Source organism: Mycobacterium sp. 852002-51152_SCH6134967 (assembly GCF_001667105.1).
Lineage (GTDB): Bacteria > Actinomycetota > Actinomycetes > Mycobacteriales > Mycobacteriaceae > Mycobacterium > Mycobacterium neumannii_A.
The window spans coordinates 22330-38441 of the sequence record NZ_LZIK01000027.1 but is presented as its reverse complement, the minus strand read 5'-3'; the positions used below and the strand labels follow the sequence as shown (position 1 = coordinate 38441).

Annotated in this window: 16 protein-coding genes; 13 read left to right on the top strand and 3 right to left on the bottom strand. The window is 68.6% G+C overall.

The window, feature by feature from the left end; translation table 11 throughout:
* Nucleotides 1-15: 15 nt before the first annotated feature.
* On the top strand, nucleotides 16-873 hold the full coding sequence (locus tag A5790_RS09800; RefSeq protein WP_231987694.1) for a mycofactocin-coupled SDR family oxidoreductase: 858 nt from the start codon (nucleotides 16-18) through the stop codon (nucleotides 871-873).
* Here A5790_RS09800 and A5790_RS09795 read toward each other — a convergent pair.
* The gene (locus A5790_RS09795) at nucleotides 866-2158 is read right to left on the bottom strand and encodes a deoxyribodipyrimidine photo-lyase (RefSeq protein ID WP_066843076.1); all 1293 of its coding nucleotides are present in this window, start codon (nucleotides 2156-2158) and stop codon (nucleotides 866-868) included. The two genes, A5790_RS09800 and A5790_RS09795, sit on opposite strands and share 8 nt — an antisense overlap.
* 39 nt (nucleotides 2159-2197) lie before the next feature.
* On the opposite strand from A5790_RS09795, the gene A5790_RS09790 reads away from it, so the two are divergent.
* Both A5790_RS09790 and A5790_RS09785 read left to right on the top strand, forming a co-directional pair.
* Nucleotides 2198-3070 carry a TIGR03619 family F420-dependent LLM class oxidoreductase gene (locus A5790_RS09790; protein ID WP_066843075.1) on the top strand — a complete coding sequence of 291 codons (873 nt, stop codon included), beginning with the start codon at nucleotides 2198-2200 and terminating at the stop codon, nucleotides 3068-3070.
* Nucleotides 3067-3477 carry an ester cyclase gene (locus A5790_RS09785; RefSeq protein ID WP_066843073.1) on the top strand — a complete coding sequence of 137 codons (411 nt, stop codon included), beginning with the start codon at nucleotides 3067-3069 and terminating at the stop codon, nucleotides 3475-3477. Before A5790_RS09790 ends, A5790_RS09785 begins: the two co-directional genes overlap by 4 nt.
* A 78-nt stretch (nucleotides 3478-3555) precedes the next feature.
* On the opposite strand, the gene A5790_RS09780 is transcribed toward A5790_RS09785, so the two are convergent.
* Nucleotides 3556-4137, bottom strand: a complete 582-nt coding sequence (locus A5790_RS09780; protein ID WP_066843157.1) for a fasciclin domain-containing protein — start codon at nucleotides 4135-4137, stop codon at nucleotides 3556-3558.
* Nucleotides 4138-4312: 175 nt separating this feature from the next.
* A complete protein-coding gene (locus A5790_RS09775) occupies nucleotides 4313-4981 on the bottom strand; it encodes a fasciclin domain-containing protein (protein WP_066843072.1) in 669 nt (222 codons plus the stop codon).
* Between the two features lie 178 nt (nucleotides 4982-5159).
* Here A5790_RS09775 and dxr point away from each other — a divergent pair, with 178 nt between their 5' ends.
* The 10 genes from dxr to A5790_RS09725 all read left to right on the top strand — a co-directional run bounded on the left by dxr (nucleotide 5160) and on the right by A5790_RS09725 (nucleotide 16092).
* Nucleotides 5160-6350, top strand: a complete 1191-nt coding sequence (dxr, locus tag A5790_RS09770) for a 1-deoxy-D-xylulose-5-phosphate reductoisomerase (RefSeq protein ID WP_066843156.1) — start codon at nucleotides 5160-5162, stop codon at nucleotides 6348-6350.
* Nucleotides 6347-7570, top strand: coding sequence for an RIP metalloprotease (locus tag A5790_RS09765; RefSeq protein ID WP_066843071.1), 1224 nt, complete (start codon nucleotides 6347-6349; stop codon nucleotides 7568-7570). The genes dxr and A5790_RS09765 overlap by 4 nt, the downstream gene beginning before the upstream one ends.
* Nucleotides 7571-7585: 15 nt before the next feature.
* Nucleotides 7586-8761: a flavodoxin-dependent (E)-4-hydroxy-3-methylbut-2-enyl-diphosphate synthase gene (gene ispG, locus A5790_RS09760; protein ID WP_082961648.1), complete on the top strand. Its 1176-nt coding sequence runs from the start codon at nucleotides 7586-7588 to the stop codon at nucleotides 8759-8761.
* A 54-nt stretch (nucleotides 8762-8815) separates the two neighbouring features.
* Nucleotides 8816-9670: a GNAT family N-acetyltransferase gene (locus A5790_RS09755; RefSeq protein WP_066843062.1), complete on the top strand. Its 855-nt coding sequence runs from the start codon at nucleotides 8816-8818 to the stop codon at nucleotides 9668-9670.
* 26 nt (nucleotides 9671-9696) lie between these two features.
* Nucleotides 9697-10353, top strand: a complete 657-nt coding sequence (locus A5790_RS09750; RefSeq protein ID WP_066843060.1) for a GNAT family N-acetyltransferase — start codon at nucleotides 9697-9699, stop codon at nucleotides 10351-10353.
* A gap of 189 nt (nucleotides 10354-10542) precedes the next feature.
* On the top strand, nucleotides 10543-12351 hold the full coding sequence (locus A5790_RS09745) for a penicillin-binding transpeptidase domain-containing protein (protein ID WP_066843058.1): 1809 nt from the start codon (nucleotides 10543-10545) through the stop codon (nucleotides 12349-12351).
* A gap of 32 nt (nucleotides 12352-12383) precedes the next feature.
* A complete protein-coding gene (locus A5790_RS09740; protein WP_066843054.1) occupies nucleotides 12384-12968 on the top strand; it encodes a DUF1707 domain-containing protein in 585 nt (194 codons plus the stop codon).
* A 19-nt stretch (nucleotides 12969-12987) separates the two neighbouring features.
* Nucleotides 12988-13848, top strand: a complete 861-nt coding sequence (map, locus tag A5790_RS09735; RefSeq protein WP_066843052.1) for a type I methionyl aminopeptidase — start codon at nucleotides 12988-12990, stop codon at nucleotides 13846-13848.
* 94 nt (nucleotides 13849-13942) lie between these two features.
* Nucleotides 13943-15430 (top strand): cobyric acid synthase, encoded by a 1488-nt coding sequence (locus A5790_RS09730; protein ID WP_066843050.1) that lies wholly within the window; start codon nucleotides 13943-13945, stop codon nucleotides 15428-15430.
* The gene (locus A5790_RS09725; protein WP_066843049.1) at nucleotides 15427-16092 is read left to right on the top strand and encodes a hypothetical protein; all 666 of its coding nucleotides are present in this window, start codon (nucleotides 15427-15429) and stop codon (nucleotides 16090-16092) included. Before A5790_RS09730 ends, A5790_RS09725 begins: the two co-directional genes overlap by 4 nt.
* Nucleotides 16093-16112: the final 20 nt, after the last annotated feature.

The window sequence follows — 16112 nt, the reverse complement described above, 5'->3', positions numbered from 1 at the left end:
GTAGGGTGATGCGTCATGACACCGCGGACGCAAGGAGTGCAACGGATGCAGTTCGAGGGCAAGGTCGCGTTCATCACCGGTGCTGCGCGAGGCCAGGGCCGGGCGCACGCCGTGCGGTTCGCCGAGGAGGGCGCCGACATCATCGCCGTCGACCTGTGCGAGCAGATCGACAGCGTCGCCTACCCCATGGCGACGCAGGAGGACCTCGACGAGACCGTCAACCTGGTGGAGAAGACCGGCCGCAGGATCATCGCCGAACGCGGGGACGTGCGCGACCTGGAGCGGATGCAGGAGATCGCGGCCAAGGGCGCCCAAGAGTTCGGCCGTATCGACTTCGTGCTCGCCAATGCGGGGATCCTGCCCGCCGCGGGCGAGCAGGGCCGCGGGATCTCCGCGTTCGTCGACGCGGTGAACGTCATGCTCAACGGCGTCTACTACACGATCACCGCGACGTTGCCGGCCCTGCTCGCCCACGGCGACGGCGGCGCGATCGTGATCACCAGTTCGGCGGCCGCGTTCAAACCCGTCACCGTCGACTTCGGCACCATGAACCACGGCGCGGCGGGCTACACGGTCGCCAAGCACGGAGTCATCGGCGTGATGCGCCACTTCGCGCGGGCATTGGCGGAGAAGAACATTCGCGTCAACTCGGTTCACCCCGGCGGGGTGGCCACCCCGATGATCTACAACGAGGCGTTGGCGCAGTGGTCAGGTGAGCATCCGGCGTTCAGTGTCAGCCAGCAGCCGCTGCTCAACGTTCCACCGGTCGAGCCGGAGGCGATCAGCGACGCGATGGTGTACCTGTGCGGCGCAACCGGCAGATACCTGACCGGGGTTGCGCTCCCGGTCGACGGGGGCCAGATCATCAAGTGATCTCGGAGTACCGCCGCAGCGCCTCCTTGCGTTCGGCGGCGTGGTCGACGATCGGCTCCGGATAACTGTCGTCGTCGAGGTCGGGCACCCAGCGCCGCACGTAACTGCCGTCGGGATCGAACTTCTCACCCTGGGTGGTCGGGTTGAAGACGCGGAAGAACGGTGCGGCGTCCGTCCCGGTGCCTGCGGCCCACTGCCAGCCGTGCTGGTTGTTGGCCATGTCGCCGTCGACCAGCTGCTCGAGGAACCAGCGCGCACCCCATTGCCACGGCAGATGCAGGTCCTTGACCAGGAAGGAGGCGACGATCATGCGGACCCGGTTGTGCATCCAGCCGGTCTCAGCGAGCTGGCGCATGCCGGCGTCGACGATGGGATAGCCCGTCCTGCCCTCTTTCCAGACCTCGTACCGGTTCTGTGCGTCGGGACCGTCGTCGACCTCCATGTCGTCAAACGACGAATTCCAGTTCCACCAGGCGCTGCGGGGCCATTCGGCGAGCACCGCGGCGTAGAAGTCGCGAAACGCCAACTCGCGCAGGTACGCCTGCGCGCCCTCGCCCCGGCCGAGATCGGCGGCCATGGTGCGCGGATGGATGGTGCCGAACTTCAGATGCGCCGACATGCGGCTGGTGCCGCTGCGGTCGGGGCGGTTCCGGTCGTCGGCATACGTATCGATTCCGTTGGCCACGAACGACTTCCACTGCTTGCGGGCCGCCGTCTCACCGGCGGGCATGTCGAGGGCGACCCCCGCATCCGGGATGTCCACCGCGCCCGCGACATCCGAGGGGTCGAGCCAGCGCGCCGATTTCAGGCCGGACGTGGCGGGCGCGCGCCAGCCGTGTTCGCGCCAAGCCCGGTGAAACGGGGTGAACACCTTGTACGGGCCGCCGTCGGGTTTGGTCACCCGCCCGGGGGAGACGAGGTACGGCGAACCCGACGCCTCGAGAGGGATATCGCCCAGTGCGGCCTCCACGGCGTCGTCGCGCCGCCGACCGAACGGCGTGTAGTCCGCCGAGATGTGCACCGCCGGCGCGCCAATCGCCTTGGCGACAACGGGTATTCGTTTTTCAGGCCGGCCTCGCGTGAGGTACAGCCTGCCGCCGAGACCGTCGCGCAGATCGCGCAGCGCGTCGTAGAGGTACTGCAGTCGACGGGCGCCCGCCGACGCTTCGAGCCGGGGATCGAGGACGTAGCAGGCGAGCACCTCGCCGTCGCCGGCGGCCGCGGCCAGCAGCGAGGGCAGATCGCTCAGGCGCAGATCGCGACGAAACCACAACAATGTGGGCATGGCATTGATGCTGCCCTGAAATCGCGGTAGAGAAACAGGATGGAGTTCTGGTCGGGCACCGCGTTCATGAAAACGTCAGAGATCCTCGGGCTCGCCCGCGCCTTCGACGAGGCCGGTTACGACGGGATGGTGTGCTCGGACCACATGATCTATCCGCGCGAACTCAGTTCGCCGTATCCGGATTCGCCGACCGGAAAGCCGATGTGGGCACCGGAAACCGCCTGGCCCGACTGCTGGGTGCAGATCGGTGCGATGGCGGCGGTGACGACGCGGCTGCGGTTCTCCAACGCCGTGTACATCGCGCCGGCGCGACCGCTGCTGGAGGTGGCCAAGCAGGTCGCGACCGCGTCGGTGCTGTCCGACGGCCGGGTGTCGCTGGCCGCGGGCGTCGGCTGGATGCGCGAGGAGTACGAGTTGATGGGCCAGGATTTCCGCACCCGCGGCAAGCGGCTCGACGAGATGATCCCCGCCCTGCGCGAACTGTGGCGCGGCGGCTGGGTGTCGTGGAGCGGCGAGTACTACCAGGTGCCGGAGATGATGATCGAACCCCATCCGGTGGCCCCGGTGCCGATCCTGTGCGGCGGGGAGTCCGATGCCGCGCTGCGCCGCGCCGCACGCCTGTGTGACGGGTGGGTCGGCTACGCCTACCGGTGGGACGATGCCGTGGGCTACGCCCAGAAGCTGCGCGCGCTGCTGCGCGAGTACGGTCGCGAGAACGAGCCGTTCGGCATCATGCTGGCGCTGCTCGAGCCGCCGTCACCGGATTTGTACAAGCGGGCCGAGGACGCAGGCATCACCGCGGTGATGTGCAGTCCGTGGATGGGTATGGACCTCGAACCCGGTGGGGTGGAGCGGTATCGGGAGCCGATCGAGCGGTTCGCCGAGACCATCATCGCCAAGGTGCGGCCATGACCTTCTCCGAGGACGAGATCCGCGAACTGGTCGAGTGCCTCTACACCTCGATCGACCGCAGGGACTGGGCGACGGTCGAGAGCCTCGTCTCGCCACGGCTGGTCGTCGAGGTCGACGGACCGCCGGTCCTCGGGTGGCAGGAGTGGCAGTCGCACCTCGAGGAGTTCACCCGGGGTTTTTCCGACGGACGGCATGCGATCGAGGAGATTCTGGTCGACGGTTCGCACGGCATCACGCGGTTCACGTTCACCGGCACCCACGACGGCGAGTTCCGCGGCATATCGGCGACGGGGACCAAGGTCGAGGTCACCGGAATCCACATCGACCGGTTTCAGGGCGACATGCTGGTCGCCCACCGCGGCCAACTCGACCTGCACGGGCTGCTGCGGCAACTCGGGGCGGGCTGAGACGGGGCTGACGCCGACAGGAGCGGGCAGCCCGGTTCGGGGGTACCGGGCTGCCCTCGGATCCTGCTGTGGCGCAGATCAGTTCATCGGGGGCATCAGCACCGTGTCGATGAGGTAGACGGTGGCGTTGGCCGTCTGCACGCCGCCGCACACCACAGAGGCGTCGTTGACCCGCAGGTCAGACCCGTGACCGGTCACGGTGACATCGGCGCCCTGCGCCGTCTTGTGCGTGCCGACGACCTGAGCCGGAGCGGCCTGGCCGGGCACCACGTGGTAGGTCAGGACGCTGGTCAGCAACTCCGAGTCGGTCTTGAGCGTCTCGATGGTGGCCGGGTCGATCTTGGCGAACGCATCGTCGGTCGGCGCGAACACCGTGAACTGGCCGCCGTCGAGCGTCTCGACGAGGTTGACATTCGGGTTCAGCTGTCCGGAAACAGCTTTCGTCAACGTGGTCAGCAGCGGGTTGTTCGAAGCCGCAACCGTGACCGGATCCTGGGCCATGCCCGTCACCGAGCCCGGACCGGCAGGCACCTGTTGTGCGTATGCCGTGCAGCCGGGTCCGACCATCTCGGCTTGGGCCGTGGCGGTGGTGCCCAACATCAGGGCGGTGGCTCCCAACGCGGCCAACCCTGCGCCGGCCAATCTCTTCCTTGCGTTCATCACTCGTGCTCCGTTCGGGACGGGACGGCTTGTGCCGTCGGATCTTTGCTTCGATCTCTATTCGGTGCCGACGACGTGTCGGATGGGTGGCAATTTCCGATCGGGGTTGCGACGGGCCCGGAACCGCGCATGTGGAGTCGAAAGCGATTCCGTGCCCGCCCCGCCCGGGAGCGGCCTAGGAGGCGGCCGGCGGCATCAGGACGGTGTCGATCATGTACACCGTCGCGTTGGCAGTGCGCACTCCGCCGCACACCAGGCCCGCGTCGTTGACCTTCAGGTTGTCGCCCTCGCCGGTCACCGTGACGGTCGCGCCCTGCACGGTCTTGTGGTCGCCGGCGACCTGAGCCGGGCTGGCCTGGCCCGGCACCACGTGGTAGGTCAGGATGCTGGTCAGCAACTCCGAGTCGGTCTTGAGCGTCTCGATGGTGGCCGGGTCGATCTTGGCGAACGCGTCGTCAGTCGGTGCGAACACCGTGAACTCACCGCTGTCGAGCGTCTCGACGAGGTTGACGTTCGGATTCAGCTGTCCGGAAAGCGCCTGTGTCAGGGTGGTGAGCATCGGGTTGTTCGAGGCGGCGACGGTCACCGGGGACGGCGCCATTCCGTTGACCGAACCCGGGCCCGACGGCACCTGCTCGGCGTACGCCGCACACCCGGCGCCCACCAGGCTGCCGGCCGGGTCCATGGATTGCTCCATCGGGGCCGGCGCGACGCTGGTCGATGCCGACTCCGCCGTGGCCGACGGCGCCGCGGTGGTGGCGTCGTTCGAACACGCCGAGAGGGTCAGGATCGCGGCCGCGGCCACACCCGCCGCGGATACGGACTTGCCGAACTTGATCTTCATGCGCTGCTCCCTTGTCGTGGACGGGCGGTGCCGTCCTCTGCTGTGACACCGGGGATTCGGACCGGAGCGGCCAACGGATGGATCCCGTCAGATTCACGTCACATCTGCGAAACGGGTGTGCCTGCGGTCGGCGGGCTGACGAGTGGGCACCGGCAGGCGGCACAATGGTTCGGTGAGTATTTCCGGCGGGGCCGAGCGCGGCGACGCGGCATCAGGCCGGCGACGCGTGCTGATCCTCGGCAGCACCGGATCGATCGGGACGCAGGCGCTCGACGTCATCGCCGCCAACCCCGACCGCTTCGAGGTCGTCGGCCTGGCCGCAGGCGGCGGTAATCCTGACCTGCTGGCGCGGCAGCGCGCCGCGACGGGTGTGACCAATATCGCCGTCGCCGACGAGGCGGCCGCCGCTCGCGTCGGCGACGTCACGTATGCGGGGCCTGATGCCGTCACCGAGCTCGTCGAGAACACCGAGACCGACGTGGTGCTCAACGCGCTCGTCGGCGCGCTCGGGCTGCAACCGACGCTGGCCGCGCTCGCGACCGGCGCTCGCCTGGCGCTGGCGAACAAGGAGTCGCTGGTCGCCGGTGGCCCCCTGGTGCAAAAGGCGGCCCGACCAGGCCAGATCGTGCCCGTGGACTCCGAACACTCGGCGATGGCGCAGTGCCTGCGCGGCGGCAGCCCCGACGAGGTCGCCAAGATCGTGTTGACCGCATCGGGCGGCCCGTTCCGCGGGTGGAGCGCCGAGCGGCTGGAGTCGGTCACGCCCGAACAGGCCGGCGCCCACCCCACCTGGTCGATGGGGCCGATGAACACCCTCAACTCGGCCTCGCTGGTCAACAAGGGGCTCGAGCTGATCGAGACGCACCTGCTGTTCGGCGTGCCCTACGACCGCATCGAGGTGGTGGTGCACCCGCAGTCGATCGTGCACTCGATGGTCACGTTCACCGACGGTTCCACGCTGGCTCAGGCCAGCCCGCCGGATATGAAGCTGCCGATCGCGCTGGCGCTCGGCTGGCCCGAACGGGTGCCCGCGGCGGTGTCAGCCTGCGACTTCACCACCGCGTCGACCTGGGATTTCGAGCCGCTCGACGACGAGGTGTTTCCCGCCGTGATGCTGGCCCGGCGGGCCGGAGAAGGGGGCGGCTGCCTGACGGCGGTCTACAACGCCGCCAACGAGGAGGCGGCGGCGGCGTTCCTCGACGGGCGCATCCGCTTCCCGGCGATCGTGCGCACGATCGACGACGTGCTGCGCGCTGCCGACCAGTGGGCCGCCGAACCAGCTACCGTGGATGACGTACTTGACGCCCAGCAGTGGGCGCGTGACCGTGCCGCGCGCGCGGTCGAGCGGAAGGTAATCACCACCAGATGATGTGGCTCACCGGTGTCGTGCTGTTCGCACTGGCCATCTTGGTCTCGGTGGCCCTGCATGAATGCGGCCACATGTGGGTGGCGCGCGCCACCGGAATGAAGGTGCGCCGCTACTTCGTGGGCTTCGGCCCGACGCTGTGGGCGACCTGGCGGGCGAACAAGCTCGGCGACCGCACCGAGTACGGCGTCAAGGCGGTCCCGCTCGGCGGATTCTGCGACATCGCGGGCATGACGTCGGTGGAGGAGCTCGCGCCCGACGAGCAGGACCGCGCGATGTACAAGCAGAAGACGTGGAAGCGCGTCGCGGTGCTGGCCGCCGGCCCCGGCATGAATTTCGTCATCGGCCTGGTGCTGATCTACGGCATCGCCGTGGTGTGGGGGCTGCCCAACCTGCACGCGCCGACCACCGCGATCGTCGGTGAGACGTCGTGTGTGAAGGCCGAAGTCAGCAGGGGTCAGCTCGGCGACTGCCTGGCACCCTCTCCCGCCGCGGCCGCGGGCATCCAAGCCGGGGACACGGTGGTCAAGATCGGCGATACGCCCGTGGCGAACTTCGACGAGTTGGTCACCGCCGTCCGCGCGCTCGACGGTCCGACCGAGTTCACCGTGCAGCGCGACGGCGAGGAGTTCACCACCCTGGTCGACGTCGTGCCCGCCCAGCGCTGGGTCGCCAAGGGTGATCTCGCCGAACCTGTTCCGGTCGGCACGGTCGGCATCACCGCGGCGCAGTTCGGGCCCACGCAGTACAACGCGCTGTCGGCGGCGCCCGCGACGATCGCGTTCACCGGCGACCTCGCCGTGGAGATCGGCAAGTCGTTGGCCAAGCTGCCGACCAAGATGGGTGCGCTGGTGCGCTCCATCGGCGGTGAGGAGCGCGATCCCGAAACCCCGATCAGCGTCGTCGGCGCCAGCATCATCGGCGGCGACGCCGTGGATCAGGGGCTGTGGGTGGCGTTCTGGTTCTTCCTGGCGCAGTTGAACTTCGTGCTCGGCGCGATCAACCTCGTACCGCTGCTGCCGTTCGACGGCGGCCACATCGCGATCGCGTTCTACGAGAAAATCCGCAACTCGATCCGGTCGGCACGCGGCAAGGTGGCCGCGGCTCCGGTCAACTACCTGAGGTTGATGCCCGCCACGTACGTGATCCTCGTCGTGGTGGCCGGCTACATGCTGTTGACCGTGACCGCCGACTTCGTCAACCCCATCAGAATCTTCCAGTAAGCAGTAGGAGAGTAAATGGCCTCCGGCCAACAGAGCGGACCTCAACAAATAGGACTGGGCATGCCGGCGCCCCCGGCACCGGTTCTGGCGCCGCGACGCAAAACCCGTCAGTTCATGGTCGGCGATGTCGGCATCGGCAGCGACCACCCGATTGCGGTGCAGTCCATGTGCACCACCAAGACTCACGACGTCAACTCCACGCTGCAGCAGATCGCCGAACTGACGGCGTCGGGCTGCGACATCGTGCGGGTGGCGTGCCCGCGGCAGGAGGACGCCGACGCGCTCGCCGAGATCGCCCGCCACAGCCAGATCCCGGTGATCGCCGACATCCACTTTCAGCCGAAGTACATCTTCGCCGCCATCGACGCCGGCTGCGCGGCCGTGCGCGTCAACCCCGGCAACATCAAGGAGTTCGACGGCCGCGTCGGCGAAGTTGCCAAGGCCGCTGGCGCAGCGAACATCCCGATTCGCATCGGCGTCAACGCGGGGTCGTTGGACAAGCGCTTCATGGAGAAGTACGGCAAGGCCACACCCGAGGCGCTGGTCGAGTCCGCGCTGTGGGAGGCCTCGCTGTTCGAGGAGCATGGCTTCGGCGACATCAAGATCAGCGTCAAGCACAACGACCCCGTCGTCATGGTGGCCGCCTACGAGCAGTTGGCCGCGCAGTGCGACTACCCGCTGCATCTGGGCGTCACCGAGGCGGGTCCGGCGTTTCAGGGCACGATCAAGTCGGCGGTCGCGTTCGGCGCGCTGCTTTCCAAGGGCATCGGCGACACCATCCGCGTCTCGCTGTCGGCGCCGCCCGCCGAAGAGGTCAAGGTGGGCAACCAGATCCTCGAATCGCTGAACCTGCGTCCGCGGTCGCTGGAGATCGTGTCGTGCCCGTCGTGTGGGCGCGCCCAGGTCGACGTCTACTCGTTGGCCAACGAGGTCACCGCCGGGCTGGAAGGCATGGACGTCCCGCTGCGCGTGGCCGTGATGGGTTGTGTCGTCAACGGTCCCGGCGAGGCGCGCGAAGCCGACCTCGGGGTGGCGTCCGGCAACGGTAAGGGCCAGATCTTCGTCAAGGGTGAGGTCATCAAGACCGTCCCCGAAGCCCAGATCGTCGAGACGCTGATCGAAGAGGCCATGCGAATCGCTGAAGAGCGTGGAACAGATGCCAGCGGTTCGCCGGTCGTGACCGTAAGCTGAATGTGATCCCAAACACCGGGTAGAGCCGCCCGGCGTCGGTTAGAAAGAGATCCCATGTCGGCACCGCCGCTGTTTCGTCACGTCGACGAACGACGGGTCTCGGTGGTGCGTGACGCCGGCGCCGTCATGCGGGTGCTCGACGAGGATCCGGTCGGCTCGTGCATGGTCGCCTGCCGGGTGGCCGAGTACGGTGTGGAGCCTTCGGCGATCGGCGGAGAACTGTGGACGCGGCGCAGGCCCACCGAATCGCTGTGCTACGCCGGTGCGAACCTGATTCCGTTGCGCGGGGACATGATTGACCTGCACGCGTTCGCCGAGAAGGCGATGAGCACCGCACGCCGCTGCTCCTCGCTGGTCGGTCGGGCCGAGTTGGTGCTGCCGATGTGGCGTCGCCTCGAAAACGCCTGGGGCGCCGCGCGCGACGTGCGCGAGCATCAGCCGCTGCTGGCGCTGAGCACACCGCCGTCGTGTGCGACCGATCCGGCTGTGCGTCAGGTGCGTGCCGACGAGCTCGACGCCTATCTCGTCGCCTCGATCGACATGTTCATCGGTGAGGTCGGCATCGACCCGCGGCTCGGCGACGGAGGCAGGGGATACCGCAGGCGGGTCGCCGGTCTGATCGCCGCGGGCCGGGCCTGGGCCCGCTTCGAGCGCGGCGAGGTGGTCTTCAAGGCCGAGATCGGTTCGCAGTCGCCCACCGTCGGGCAGATCCAGGGCGTGTGGGTACACCCCGACTGGCGCGGGCACGGTCTGGGCACCACGGGCACCGCCACCCTGGCCGAAGCCGTGGTGCGCTCTGGGCGCACGGCCAGCCTGTACGTCAACGACTTCAATACCGTCGCGCGCGCGACCTATGACCACGTCGGCTTCCGCCAGGTGGGGACGTTCGCCACCGTTCTGCTCGACTGACGATCCGACTGATTTACGCTCACGGCATGGCTGACGACGACCGCACAATCGCGCGCAGAGAGATCGCCGACACGATGGTGCGCGCCCTGGAACGGCGCCACGAACTGCTCGACGTCATCGTCGATTCCGAGGACTACGACGCCGCGATCGAGTCGATCGCGAGCATGCTCGGCGCATCGCACACCGCCGCCGAGGCGGTGCTGCGGCTGTCCTTCGATCGGCTGACCAAGGTGTCACGGCGCCGGATCGCCGCCGAACTCGAGGACCTCAACAACCAGCTCAGCTTCACCATGGGTGAGCCCGCCCGCAGCGCCGACAGCATGGCGCTGCGCCCGTTCATCGCCGATGCTGATCGCGACATCTTCGCCGCGCGCACCCAGGACGTACGCGAGGCGGGCGACGGGTCGCGCGCTCCCGCGGGCGATCTCGACGACGAGATCCGCGCGGGCCTGCGGCGCGTCGACGCCGAGGAGGCGGCTTGGCTGGTCGCGGTGCACGGCGCCGAGAAGATCGGGATGGTGTTCGGCGACCTGGTCTCCGGCGAGGTCAACGTGCGAATCTGGATCCACCCCGACCATCGCAAGCAGGGCTACGGCACCGCGGCGCTGCGCAAGTCGCGCTCGGAAATGGCCGCCTACTTCCCGGGAGTGCCGTTGGTGGTGCGGGCGCCGGCCGCGGGCTGAGCACACCCGACGCTGCCTGGGCGCCGCTCGACGGTGCGCCCCGCCGGCGTGCGCTGCGGGCTCTAACGGGTTGATCCCACCCACCGGGGTGCATGCGATCAACCGGCTAGCCCTCCAACCCGAGAACCGCTTCCGCAATGCGGTGCGCCTCCCGGGATTGCAGGTCTCGACTTCGTAACATCTGTCCCAATGGCATCTTCAGTCACACGCATAGTGAGCCTCGTCGCGGTCGGCATCCTGATCGTCGGCCTCAACAGCGCTTGTACGCCCAAGCCCGCCGGACCCGAGACCGCCGCCGAGAAGTTCTTCGCGGCCCTCGCGACCGGTGACACCGCGGGCGCGGCCGAACTCAGCGACCGGCCCGCCGATGCGCGCGAAGACCTCAACGAAGCGTGGGCCGGGCTGCAGGCCACCCACCTGGACACGCAGATCCTGGGCTCCAAGTACGCGATGGACACCGGCAGCGTCACCTACCGCTACACGTGGCATCTGCCCAAAGACCGCACCTGGACCTACGACGGACAGCTCAACATGGTCCGCGACGAGGGCCGGTGGATGGTGCGCTGGAGCGCCACCGGCCTGCACCCGCGGCTCGGCGAGAACCAGACCTTCGCGCTGCGCGCCGACGCGCCCCCGCGGGCGTCGGTGATCGAGCGGGGCGGCACCGAGGTGCTGGTGCCGGGATACCTGTACAGCTACTCGCTGGACGCGCGCGAGGCCGGCGGGTCGCTGATGCAGACCGCGCGGGCCGCCGTCGACGCATTGCGGCCCTTCGACAACACACTCGATGCGCAGCGGCTCGCCGAGCAGGCCAGCTCGTCCGAACAGCCGCTGAACCTGATCACGCTGCGCAAGGCCGACCACGACCGGGTGGCCGCCGCGATCGGTGCGCAACCCGGTGTGGTCATCACGCCGCTGGCCGAAATGCTGCCTACCGACGAGACTTTCGCGCCGGCGATCGTCGGTGAGGTCAAGAGGGCGGTCGCGGGTGAACTGGCCGGCGACGCGGGGTGGCGGGTGGTCACCGTCAACCAGAACGGCGTCGACGTCGACGTACTCAACGAGGTGCCGGGGGATCCCGCACCCTCGATCCGGATCAGCCTCGACCGGTCGGTCCAGGACGCCGCGCAGAACGCGGTCAACTTCACCGGCAAGAAGGCGATGATCGTCGTGATCAAACCGTCGACCGGTGAGATCCTGGCCGTCGCGCAGAACGCCGCCGCCGACACCGAGGGCCTCATTGCCACCACCGGCCTGTATCCGCCCGGGTCGACGTTCAAGATGGTGACCGCGGGGGCTGCCATCGAACGCGATATGGCCACTCCGAACACGATGCTTCCGTGCCCCGGCACCATGGACATCGGCCACCGGACCGTGCCCAACTACGGCGGCTTCGACCTCGGCACCGTGCCGATGTCGCGGGCGTTCGCCAGTTCCTGCAACACCACCTTCGCCGAGCTGGCCAGCCGGATGCCGCCGCGCGGGTTGACGATGGCCGCGGCCAAGTACGGCATCGGCGCCGACTACGACATCCCCGGGCTGAGGACCGTGACCGGCTCCGTACCGCCGACCGTCGACCTCGCCGAGCGCACCGAGGACGGCTTCGGTCAGGGCAAGGTGTTGGCCAGCCCGTTCGGTATGGCGTTGGCCGCGGCGACCGTTTCCGCCGGCAAAACCCCTGTCCCGCAACTGATCCAAGGCAAAGAGACCGAGGTCGCCGAGAGCCCGGCGCCGATGGACCCGAAGATTGTCGAGGCGCTGCGGCCGATGATGCGACTGGTGGTGACCAACGGCACCGCCGAGGACCTGCAGGGCGCGGGCGACGTGCGCGGCAAGACCGGTGAGGCGGAGTTCGCGGGCGGCTCGCACTCCTGGTTCGCCGGATACCGCGGTGACATGGCGTTCGCGGCGATGATCGTCGGGGGCGGTTCCTCAGAGTACGCGGTGCGCATGCTCAAGGGCATGCTCGACGGACTGCCGCCGGACTACCTGGCCTGATCGGGCGTCATCGCCGTACCGTGGAGCGTGCGATGACCGAGACCAACCACGACGCCATGCGCGTCTCCGACGCCGACCGCAACGGCACGCTGCGGCGACTGCACAACGCCGTCGCGCTGGGCCTGATCGACATCGAGGAGTTCGAGGAGCGCTCGGCGGCGGTGGCGCGGGCGCGGCTGCACTCGGATCTGGACGCGCTGGTGGGCGACCTGCCCGGACCGGGTGCGATCGTCACCTCGGCCGCCGACCGCATCGAGTTGCGCGGCGTGCTCGGCTCCCTCAAGCGGCACGGCGAATGGACGGTGCCCAGCCGGCTGGCCCTGCACCGGCGGATGGGCTCGGTGGACCTGGACCTGACCCGGGCGCGCTTCGCCGGGCCGATGGTCGTGATCGAGCTCGACCTGAAGCTCGGCGGGCTCGAACTGCGGCTGCCCGACGGGGCCAGCGCCTCCATCGACGACGTCGAGGTCAACGTGGGCAGCGCCCGCGACCATCGCAGGGACGCGCCTGCCGAAGGCAACCCGCACGTGATCCTGACCGGCAAGGTGGTCTTCGGCTCGGTCGACATCCGCGGACCGCGCCGATCCTGGCGGTTGAGCCCATTCGACCGGCGCTAGCCTCGTCTACCCTGTTGACATGCCCGTTCGTACCGCCCTCCGCCCCGGCGTGGTTTCCCCGACGCTGCCGGTGCCCCCGTCGATCCCGCGGCCGGAGTACGCCTGGAAGCCGACCGTCGATGAGGGCAGCGAACCGTGGGTGCAGACACCCGAGGTGATCGAGAAGATGCGCGTCGCGGGCAGGATCGCGGCGGGCGCGCTGGACGAGGCGGGCAAAGCCGTCGCGCCCGGGGTTACGACCGACGAGCTGGACCGCATCGCGCACGAGTTCATGGTCGACAACGGCGCCTATCCGTCCACGCTCGGCTACAAGGGTTTTCCGAAGTCCTGCTGCACCTCGCTCAACGAGATCATCTGCCACGGCATCCCGGACTCGACGGTCATCGAGGACGGCGACATCGTCAACATCGACGTGACCGCGTACCTCGACGGTGTGCACGGCGACACCAACGCGACATTCCTTGCGGGTGACGTCTCCGAGGAACACCGGCTGCTCGTCGAGCGGACGCGGGAAGCGACCATGCGCGCGATCAAGGCGGTCAAACCCGGACGGCAGCTGTCCGCCGTCGGCAGGGTCATCGAGTCGTATGCGAACCGGTTCGGCTACAACGTGGTTCGCGACTTCACCGGCCACGGCATCGGCACCACGTTCCACAACGGCCTTGTCGTCCTGCACTACGACCAGCCCGCGGTTGAGACCGTGCTGGAGCCGGGGATGACGTTCACCATCGAGCCGATGATCAACCTCGGCGGCCTGGACTACGAGATCTGGGACGACGGTTGGACCGTCGCCACCACAGACAAGAAGTGGACCGCGCAGTTCGAGCACACGCTGGTGGTCACCGACGACGGCGCCGAGATCCTGACAGTCGCCCACTAGGGCGCTCGATTGTGCATCCGACGACGCCCAGACACGGATTTCCGTCGCCAGATTCACAAACGGGGGGTCGCGTACTGACCGCGGGGGATGATCGATGAGCGGTGCGCTGCTGGTGGCCGGAACCACCTCGGATGCGGGCAAGTCGATGGTGGTGGCCGGGCTGTGTCGACTCCTGGCGCGCAAGGGCATTCGCGTCGCACCGTTCAAGGCGCAGAACATGTCGAACAACTCCGCGGTCACCGTCGACGGCGGCGAGATCGGCCGCGCCCAGGCGATGCAGGCCCGCGCCGCCGGTCTATCGCCGCACACGCGGTTCAACCCGATCCTGCTCAAACCCGGCAGCGACCGCACGTCGCAGCTGGTGGTGCGCGGTCGGGTGGTCGACACCGTCAGCGCACGCGACTACATCGGGCACCGTGAGCACCTTGGAGCGGTGGTCGCCGACGAACTGAAGCAACTACGGGACGAGTTCGACGCCGTCATCTGCGAGGGTGCCGGTTCCCCTGCCGAAATCAATCTGCGGGCAACCGATCTGGCGAACATGGGGTTGGCGCGCGCGGCGGACCTCCCGGTGATCGTCGTGGGCGACATCGACCGCGGCGGCGTGCTCGCGCACCTGTACGGCACCGTCGCGGTGCTCGAACCCGAGGACCAACGCTTGATCGCCGGCTTCGTGGTCAACAAGTTCCGCGGTGACCCGTCGCTGCTCGACCCCGGTCTGGCGCAGCTGCAGCAACTGTCGGGACGGCCGACCTACGGCGTCATCCCGTATGCCGAGGGTTTGTGGCTGGACACCGAGGACTCGGTCTCGGTGGTGGCCCGTCGCGTGGTCGGCGAACCGCAGCCCCCGCGGGGTGAGCAGTGGTTGCGGGTGGCCGTGATCCGGTTGCCGCGCATCTCCAACTCGACCGACATCGAGGCCCTCGCCTGCGAGCCGGGCGTGCTCGTGCGCTGGGTCGGCGAACCAGCCGATCTCGTCGATGTCGATGTGGTCATCATCCCCGGCAGCAAGGCCACCGTCGCCGACCTCGCTTGGCTGCGCCGCAGCGGCCTGGCACAAGCACTGTGCGAACAGGCCGCCCGCGGACTGCCCGTGCTGGGCGTGTGCGGCGGCTTCCAGATGCTGTGCGCGCGCATCGACGATGACGTGGAATCCGGCGCAGGCGTCGTGCCCGGCCTGAACCTGCTCGATGCCGACATCGTCTTCGCGTCCGAGAAGACCCTGTTGCGTCACGAAGAACCGTTGTCCGGCTACGAGATTCATCACGGTCGGATCGGTCGCTCGACCGAGGAACAGTGGCTCGGGGTGGGCTTGCGGCGGGGTGCGGTGTACGGCACCCACTGGCACGGCGTGCTCGACAACGACGACGTGCGGCGCGCGTGGCTGGTCGAGGTCGCGCAGGCGGCCGGCCGCGACGGGTTCGTCGTGGCCGACGATGTCGACGTCAGTGCCCGGCGCGACGCGCAACTCGACCTGATGGCCGACCTGCTGACCAGCCATCTCGACCTGGACGCGGTGCTCACCCTGCTCTCCGACGGCGCCCCGGCCCGGCCCGACATCGTGACCGGACTGCGGCGATGATCCGGCGACTCGCCGTGGCGGCCGCCCTGACCGCGGTGACGTTGACCGGTTGCGCGCACTCGACCGAGGGCTCGCCGACCTGGCCAGGCGCCCGCCTGGACCGAGCGCTGCTGACCGCGGCCGACTTCCCGCAGGGGGTGCAGTTCGACCACGTCGTCCGCGAACCCGGCGAGGGTGGCGACGGTGCTGGTGCCCCTCCGGCCATGCTGTCCCGACCGGCGGGGTGTTCGGAGGGACTCACCCGGGTGATCGCCGGGACGGGGGAGCGCGGACCGGGCAGCGCCGCGGAGTACGTCGTGGGCTACGACGGCGCCCGCATCGTGATGACGGTGCTGACATGGCGTCTGGATCTCGACAAGCTGGCGGCCACGGCCGAACGGTGTGCGCACTTCGAGACGTTCTTCGACGAGTCCTCGCCGGGCATCCCGATGACGACGACCAGGATGGATCCATCTCGCGCCGACGCGCTCCTCTATGAGCAGACCATGCAACTCGGCGGAGTCGACAGCAGCGTCTACTTCACCTTCGAGAACATCGGGACCATGGCGGTGTACGGTGTCGCGTTCCCGACTCCGAACCCGACGGTTCCGGTCAAAGCCACGCTGCCGCAAACCTTTCTGGACATCGCGGCCGAGCAGGCAGAGCGCGTCGCCGCGCTCTGAATCGCCCCGTTCACTCCCGG

Coding starts and splice junctions, on each gene's coding strand:
- A5790_RS09765 (WP_066843071.1), top strand. CDS start 6,347: ATGATGTGGCTCACCGGTGTCGTGCTGTTCGCACTGGCCATCTTGGTC.
- A5790_RS09800 (WP_231987694.1), top strand. CDS start 16: ATGACACCGCGGACGCAAGGAGTGCAACGGATGCAGTTCGAGGGCAAG.
- A5790_RS09730 (WP_066843050.1), top strand. CDS start 13,943: ATGAGCGGTGCGCTGCTGGTGGCCGGAACCACCTCGGATGCGGGCAAG.
- map (WP_066843052.1), top strand. CDS start 12,988: ATGCCCGTTCGTACCGCCCTCCGCCCCGGCGTGGTTTCCCCGACGCTG.
- A5790_RS09740 (WP_066843054.1), top strand. CDS start 12,384: ATGACCGAGACCAACCACGACGCCATGCGCGTCTCCGACGCCGACCGC.
- A5790_RS09750 (WP_066843060.1), top strand. CDS start 9,697: ATGGCTGACGACGACCGCACAATCGCGCGCAGAGAGATCGCCGACACG.
- ispG (WP_082961648.1), top strand. CDS start 7,586: ATGGCCTCCGGCCAACAGAGCGGACCTCAACAAATAGGACTGGGCATG.
- A5790_RS09755 (WP_066843062.1), top strand. CDS start 8,816: ATGTCGGCACCGCCGCTGTTTCGTCACGTCGACGAACGACGGGTCTCG.
- A5790_RS09795 (WP_066843076.1), bottom strand. CDS start 2,158: ATGCCCACATTGTTGTGGTTTCGTCGCGATCTGCGCCTGAGCGATCTG.
- A5790_RS09790 (WP_066843075.1), top strand. CDS start 2,198: ATGGAGTTCTGGTCGGGCACCGCGTTCATGAAAACGTCAGAGATCCTC.
- A5790_RS09725 (WP_066843049.1), top strand. CDS start 15,427: ATGATCCGGCGACTCGCCGTGGCGGCCGCCCTGACCGCGGTGACGTTG.
- A5790_RS09745 (WP_066843058.1), top strand. CDS start 10,543: ATGGCATCTTCAGTCACACGCATAGTGAGCCTCGTCGCGGTCGGCATC.
- A5790_RS09775 (WP_066843072.1), bottom strand. CDS start 4,981: ATGAAGATCAAGTTCGGCAAGTCCGTATCCGCGGCGGGTGTGGCCGCG.
- A5790_RS09780 (WP_066843157.1), bottom strand. CDS start 4,137: ATGAACGCAAGGAAGAGATTGGCCGGCGCAGGGTTGGCCGCGTTGGGA.
- A5790_RS09785 (WP_066843073.1), top strand. CDS start 3,067: ATGACCTTCTCCGAGGACGAGATCCGCGAACTGGTCGAGTGCCTCTAC.